Source organism: Nocardioides sp. P5_C9_2 (genome assembly GCF_054049555.1).
The window spans coordinates 1-6,610 of record NZ_JBFUMD010000193.1; the positions used below are offsets into that span (position 1 = coordinate 1).

General features: G+C 72.0%; 6 protein-coding genes. 2 read left to right on the forward strand and 4 right to left on the reverse strand.

Annotated features, from left to right (window positions below; genetic code table 11):
- Positions 1–1,587: DEAD/DEAH box helicase (locus ACXJKL_RS11195; protein WP_457207127.1), on the forward strand; the 1,587-nt coding region annotated here is incomplete at its 5' end.
- 96 nt (positions 1,588–1,683) lie between these two features.
- On the opposite strand, the gene ACXJKL_RS11200 is transcribed toward ACXJKL_RS11195, so the two are convergent.
- Positions 1,684–2,250, reverse strand: a complete 567-nt coding sequence (locus tag ACXJKL_RS11200) for a YceI family protein (RefSeq protein ID WP_457207128.1) — start codon at positions 2,248–2,250, stop codon at positions 1,684–1,686.
- A 245-nt stretch (positions 2,251–2,495) separates the two neighbouring features.
- On the reverse strand, positions 2,496–2,639 hold the full coding sequence (locus ACXJKL_RS11205) for a hypothetical protein (protein WP_457207129.1): 144 nt from the start codon (positions 2,637–2,639) through the stop codon (positions 2,496–2,498).
- 364 nt (positions 2,640–3,003) lie between these two features.
- On the opposite strand from ACXJKL_RS11205, the gene ACXJKL_RS11210 reads away from it, so the two are divergent.
- Positions 3,004–4,443 carry an NAD-dependent succinate-semialdehyde dehydrogenase gene (locus ACXJKL_RS11210; RefSeq protein WP_457207130.1) on the forward strand — a complete coding sequence of 480 codons (1,440 nt, stop codon included), beginning with the start codon at positions 3,004–3,006 and terminating at the stop codon, positions 4,441–4,443.
- Positions 4,444–4,448: 5 nt separating this feature from the next.
- Here ACXJKL_RS11210 and ACXJKL_RS11215 read toward each other — a convergent pair whose 3' ends face one another.
- Complete coding sequence (locus ACXJKL_RS11215) at positions 4,449–5,972, reverse strand: glycerol-3-phosphate dehydrogenase/oxidase (protein WP_457207131.1); 1,524 nt, start codon at positions 5,970–5,972, stop codon at positions 4,449–4,451.
- 7 nt (positions 5,973–5,979) lie between these two features.
- A complete protein-coding gene (locus ACXJKL_RS11220; RefSeq protein WP_457207132.1) occupies positions 5,980–6,561 on the reverse strand; it encodes a TetR/AcrR family transcriptional regulator in 582 nt (193 codons plus the stop codon).
- Positions 6,562–6,610 lie beyond the last annotated feature (49 nt).

Sequence of the window (6,610 nt, forward strand, 5' to 3'; positions counted from 1 at the left end):
GCCCAGACCGGCACCGGCAAGACGGCGGCCTTCGCGCTGCCGATCCTCTCCCAGCTCGACCTGTCGCAGAAGACCCCCCAGGCCCTCGTCCTGGCGCCGACCCGTGAGCTCGCGCTCCAGGTCTCCGAGGCCTTCGAGAAGTACGCCGCGCACATGAAGGGCGTGCACGTCCTGCCGATCTACGGCGGCCAGGGGTACGGCGTCCAGCTCTCGGCCCTGCGCCGCGGCGTCCACGTCGTCGTCGGCACGCCCGGGCGGATCATGGACCACCTCGAGAAGGGCACGCTCGACCTCTCGCAGCTGCGCTTCCTCGTGCTCGACGAGGCCGACGAGATGCTCAAGATGGGCTTCGCCGAGGACGTCGAGACGATCCTGGCCGACACCCCCGACGACAAGCACGTCGCTCTCTTCAGCGCCACGATGCCGGCCCAGATCCGTCGGATCTCCAAGAAGTACCTCGCGGACCCCGTCGAGATCACGGTCAAGAACAAGACCACGACGTCGTCCACGATCACCCAGCGCTACCTCATCTGCTCCTACCCGCAGAAGGTCGACGCCCTCACCCGCATCCTCGAGGTCGAGAACTTCGAGGGGATGATCGTCTTCGTCCGCACCAAGAACGAGACCGAGCTGCTCGCCGAGAAGCTGCGGGCCCGGGGCTTCTCGGCCATGGCGATCAACGGTGACGTGCCGCAGGTCCAGCGCGAGCGCACCGTCAACCAGCTCAAGTCGGGCAAGCTCGACATCCTGGTCGCCACCGACGTCGCGGCCCGCGGCCTCGACGTCGAGCGGATCAGCCACGTCGTCAACTACGACATCCCCACCGACACCGAGTCCTACGTCCACCGCATCGGTCGCACCGGTCGCGCCGGTCGTGCCGGTGACTCGATCGCCTTCGTCACCCCGCGCGAGAAGCACCTGCTCCGCGCGATCGAGCGGGCCACCCGCCAGCCGATCACGCAGATGCAGATCCCGACGATCGAGGACATCAACTCGACCCGGCTCAACCGCTTCGACGACGCGATCACCGCCGCCCTGGCCGGGGAGAAGCTCGACTTCTTCCGCGACGTCGTCGCCCACTACGTCAACGAGCACGACGTGCCCGAGGCCGACGTCGCCGCCGCCCTGGTCGCGGTGATGCACGGCGACCAGCCGCTGGTGCTGGACCCCGCCACCGAGCCGGTGCAGCGGACCTTCGACACCCGCGAGCAGCGACCCGAGCGGGGCGGGGGCCGCAAGCCCGAGCGTCGCCCGCGCGGGCGCACCGACGTCGACATGGCGTCGTACCGGATCGCCGTCGGCAAGCGCCACAAGGTGGAGCCGCGCCAGATCGTGGGCGCCCTGGCCAACGAGGGCGGGCTGTCCCGCGGGGACTTCGGGCACATCGACATCCGCCCGGACTTCTCCCTCGTCGAGCTGCCCCGCGACCTGCCGGCCGGCACGCTGGACAAGCTGTCGGGCACCCGGATCTCCGGCAAGCTCATCGAGATCCGCCTCGACGGAGGTCCGCCCTCGCGCCGGGCCGACTCCCGCGCCCCGGGCTCGGACGACTCCGAGCGGTCGCGGAAGCCGCGCCACAAGGGCTGAGCCCGCCCCGGACATGCAGCGAGCCGGCGACCCGCACGTGGTGTGCGGGCGCCGGCTCGAGCTGTGTCGTGGGTCGTGCTGGGTACGCCGAGCGGCTCAGGCGGACTTGATCGCCGAGATGTCGAACTCCAGCTTGATCTTCTCGGAGACGAGGACGCCGCCGGTCTCGAGCGCGGCGTTCCAGGTGAGGCCGAAGTCCTTGCGGTTGATCGTGGTCGCACCCTCGAAGCCGACGCGCACGTTGCCGAAGGGGTCCTGCGCGGAGCCGGTCTCCTCGAACGGGATCGTGACCGACTTGGTGACGTCCTTGATCGTCAGGTCACCGGTGACGGCCCACTCGGAGCCGTCGCGCTTCACGTCGGTGGAGACGAAGCGGATGGTCGGGTAGGTCTCGGCGTCGAAGAAGTCGCCGGAGGTGAGGTGGCCGTCGCGGTCGGCGCTGCGGGTGTCGACGGTGGCGACCTGGATGGTCAGGTCGACGCGGCTCTGCGCCGGGTCGGTGGCGTCGACGTGGGCGGTGCCCTCGAAGCCGTTGAACTGGCCGCGGACCTTGGTGACCATCGCGTGGCGGGCGACGAAGCCGAGGGTGCTGTGCGACGGGTCGATCGTGTAGTCGCCGGTGATGTCGGCGATGGCGGTGGTGGGGGTGTCGAAGTCGGTCATGGTGTCTCCCTGGGTAGGTGGTGGAACTCCGTGGATGGTGGAAGTCCGTGGGTGGTGGAGAATTCAACTACCTAAACAGTACCGCGGTCCGTTTCATTCCCGGGGACCCGTCCACATCGTGCACCCGCGACACCGTGACTCCCGACACCGTGACTCCCGACACCGTGCACTCGCGACACCGTGCGCACGACAAGGAGCCACCGGCCCTGGCGGGCGGGTGGCTCCTTGTGTGGAGTCGGACGGTCTCAGGCGGCGTGCGGGGCGAGCGCTGCGATCCGGGGCGCACCCCAGCGCGCCTCCATGTGCGTGCGTCCCGACGCGTCGGTGACCTCGACCCACCGGCAGACGAGGCCGTCGTGCCGCGGTGTGGTCATCGTGTGGTCGCTCATGCGACACCTCCCGTTCACTTTCTGTTCACCTAGACTAGCCGACCTCCCTCGGGACGCCAACACTCCGCCGGATTCGGGCGCGGCGCCCCACTGGGGCGGCGGTTCGCGGGGGTGGACGCGGGATGTTCCTCCACCGCGCTGGGGACCACGGTCGGCGGCGGGCCTCTCCGGGAGGCGCCCGGAGGCACGCGAGCCCCTTGCTGCATGGGGTCAGCAAGGGGCTCGCGGGCAGAACTGTCTCACCCCCAGGGGCGGGCCGTCCCGGTCTTGGCGAGATCGTCGAACTGGTCAGGACCGGCCCCGTCCAGCGGTCGCAGGTCCAGACCGGACGGCACCGTCGGCGCCGTCTGGCACGATGGATTTCATGAGTGATCAGCCCGAGCTCCTGTTCATCGACGGCGAGTGGCGAGAGGCCAACGACGGCCGCCGGTTCGAGGTGGAGGATCCCGCCGACGGGACCGTTCTCGCGCGTGTCGCCGACGCCGGCGAGGTGGACGCGGCCGACGCCCTCGACGCCGCCGTCGCGGCGCAGGCCGGGTGGGCGGCCACGGCCCCGCGCGAGCGCGGTGAGCTGCTGCGATCGGCGTACGAGCTGATCATCGAGCGGACCGACGAGTTCGCCCGCACGATCAGCCTCGAGATGGGCAAGCCGCTCGCCGAGGCGGCCGGCGAGGTGGCCTACGGCGCGGAGTTCTTCCGCTGGTTCGCCGAGGAGGCGGTGCGCATCCACGGCCGCTTCATGAACGCCCCGGACGGCAAGAGCCGGCTGCTGACCCTCAAGCGTCCGGTGGGGCCGTGCCTGTTCGYCACGCCGTGGAACTTCCCGCTGGCGATGGGCAGCCGCAAGATCGGCCCCGCGCTGGCCGCCGGTTGCACGATGGTCGTCAAGCCCGCCGAGCAGACGCCTCTCACCATGCTCAAGCTGGCCGACCTGCTGCGTGAGGTCGGCGTCCCGGCCGGCGTCGTCAACGTGGTGCCGACCAGCGACGCGGCCACCGTCGTCTCCGCGCTGATGGGTGACGACAGGCTGCGCAAGGTGAGCTTCACCGGATCCACCGAGGTCGGCAAGATCCTGGTCCGCCAGTCGGCCGACCACCTCCAGCGCGTCTCCATGGAGCTCGGCGGCAACGCGCCGTTCGTGGTCTTCGAGGACGCCGACGTGGAGGCCGCGGTGGCCGGCGCGATGATCGCCAAGATGCGCAACATGGGTGAGGCCTGCACGGCGGCCAACCGCTTCCTCGTGCACGTCGACGTCGCCGAGGAGTTCGCGACGGCGCTCGCCGGCAAGATGGGCGCGATGAGCGTCGGTCGCGGGCAGGACGACGGGGTCCAGGTCGGCCCGCTCATCGACTCCGACGCCGTCGACTCGGTCAGCCAGCTGGTCACCGACGCCGTCCACGACGGGGCGAAGGTCGTCACCGGTGGCACCGCGCCCGGCGGTCCGGGCCACTTCTACCCGCCGACCGTGCTCACCGACGTGCCCGCCGAGGCCCAGATCAACTCGGTGGAGGTCTTCGGCCCGGTCGCGCCGATCACCACCTTCACCACCGAGGAGGAGGGGGTCGCCGCGGCCAACGCCACGCCGTACGGTCTCGTCGCCTACGCGTGGACCCGCGACCTGGCGCGCACGATGCGGCTCCAGGAGTCGCTGCAGGCCGGGATGATCGGCATCAACACCGGGCTGGTCTCCAACCCCGCCGCGCCGTTCGGCGGGGTCAAGGAGAGTGGCTTCGGGCGCGAGGGCGGCTTCGAGGGCATCGAGGAGTACGTCGACACGACCTACGTCGCGCTCCCGGCCGGCTGACTCGGCTACACCAGCTGGGACGCGAGGTCGAGGGCCCGTCGGGCCACAGGCTCGGCGACCTCGCGATCGGCCGGGACCAGCCCGACCCGGGTACGCCGATCCAGGAGGTCCTCGACGTCCGCCGCGCCCTCGTGGGTCACCCCGAAGACGAGCTCGGCCAGCGTGACCGGCACCCGGTCGGAGGCCGGGGCCAACAGCTCGGCGTCGTCCAGCCCGGTCGCCCGCGCGGCGGCCAGCACCAGCGCGGCGTCGGTGCCGTAGCGGCGTACCAGCCGGGTCGGGAGCTCGAGCCGTGCCAGCTCGTCACGGGGTGCCGCGCCGAGCAGCGGCGTGGTCGCGGTGACGCAGGGGCCGGCGGCCAGGCCGCTGTGCTCGACGGCCGCGTCGACGGCGTCCTGGGCCATCCGGCGGTACGTCGTGAGCTTGCCGCCGACCACCGTCACCAGGCCCGTGGGGCCGGTCAGCACGGCGTGCTCGCGGGAGAGGTCGGAGGTGCGCCCCGGTCCGGCGTCGAGGAGCGGGCGCAGCCCGGCGAAGGCCCCGACCACGTCGTCGCGGCGCAGCGGCCGGGCGAACGCGGCCCCCACCACGTCGAGCAGGAACCCGATCTCCGCCTCGGTCGGCTCCGGCACGTCGGGCACGGGGCCCTCGACCGGCTCGTCGGTGAGGCCGACGTAGACGGTGCCGTCGGGCTGGGGGAGGACCAGCACGAAACGGCTCGTCTCCCCGGGGATCGGGGCGGTGATGGCCACGGTGAGGCCCGGCAGCGTCTCCGCACGCAGGACCAGGTGGGTGCCCCGGCTCGGGCGCAGGCTGAGCTCGGCGGCCAGGTCGCCGGCCCACACCCCGGTCGCGTTGACGACCGCGCCGGCGGTCACGGTGCGCAGGGCACCCGTGCGCTCGTCGCGCAGGTCCACCCGGGTGCCGGTCGCGGTGGTGACCCGGCAGCGGGTGCGGATGTGGGCGCCGTACGACGCCGCGGTGCGCGCGACGGTGGTCACCAGGCGGGCGTCGTCCTCGAGCTGGCCGTCCCAGGAGAGCAGCCCCCCGCGCAGGCCGTCGCGGCGCAGGGCCGGCGCCATCCGCAGCGCCTCGGTGGCCGACACGCGTCGGGGGGCGGGCAGGGTCTCGGCATCGGTGTGGGCGGAGATCCGCAGCGCGTCGCCGGCCCGCAACCCGAGCCGGGTCACCCCGGCCTGCCGGCGGGAGACGCTCGACATGAGGGGGACGAGCATCGGGAGCGGTCGGGTGAGGTGGGGGGCCGTGACCTCCATCAGGATGCCGCGCTCGACCGCGCTCTCGTGGGCCACCCCGACCTGCCCGTGGGCGAGGTAGCGCAGCCCGCCGTGGACGAGCTTGGACGACCAGCGCGACGTACCGAAGGCGAGGTCGTGGGCGTCGACGCCCAGCACGCTCAGGTCCCGGGTGACCGCGTCAAGGGCGGCGCCGGCGCCGGTGATCCCGAGGCCGACCACGACCAGGTCGACGTGGTCGGGGAGGTCGTCGAGGCCGGCGCGGATGCGGGTCATCGCGAGCTCACGGGGCCAGGACCCGGGCGATGACGAGGCGTGCCTCACCGTAGAGGTCCTCCTCGCTCACGTCGTCGTCGACCATGGTGTGCCCGCTGAGCACGAAGCCGTGGGCGGCCAGCACCAGCGAGCGGGCGATCACGGTCGGGGGCCCGGCGCGGATCGTGCCGTCCGCCTGGCCCGCGCGGACCGCGTCCTCGATCAGGGTGAGGATCAGGTCCTGGGAGCGACCGCGGCGGTGCAGGAGGTAGGGCAGGAGCAGCTCGGGGTCGAGCTCGACGATGCGGACGAAGAGCTCGTTGTCGCGCAGCGCGTGGACGGTCGCGAGGATCCGGTCGGCGATGTCGAGCTCCGGGTCGCTCGCCGTGACGATCGCCGTCCACTCGCGGGTCATCAGGTCGCCGAGCAGCTGGGGCATGTCCGGCCAGGCCCGGTAGATCGTCATCCGGGAGACGCCGGCGCGGCGGGCGACCTCGGTGAGCGTGGTACGACGCCACCCGACGTCGAGGATGCAGGCCCGGGCCGCGTCGAGGTAGCCGTCCTGCGGAGAGGAGGGTGTCCGGGAACCGTTGTGACGAAGTGACGTCATGTGTCACAGTGTAACGCATGACGCCCGAGATGCACCCCCACCGGTGGGG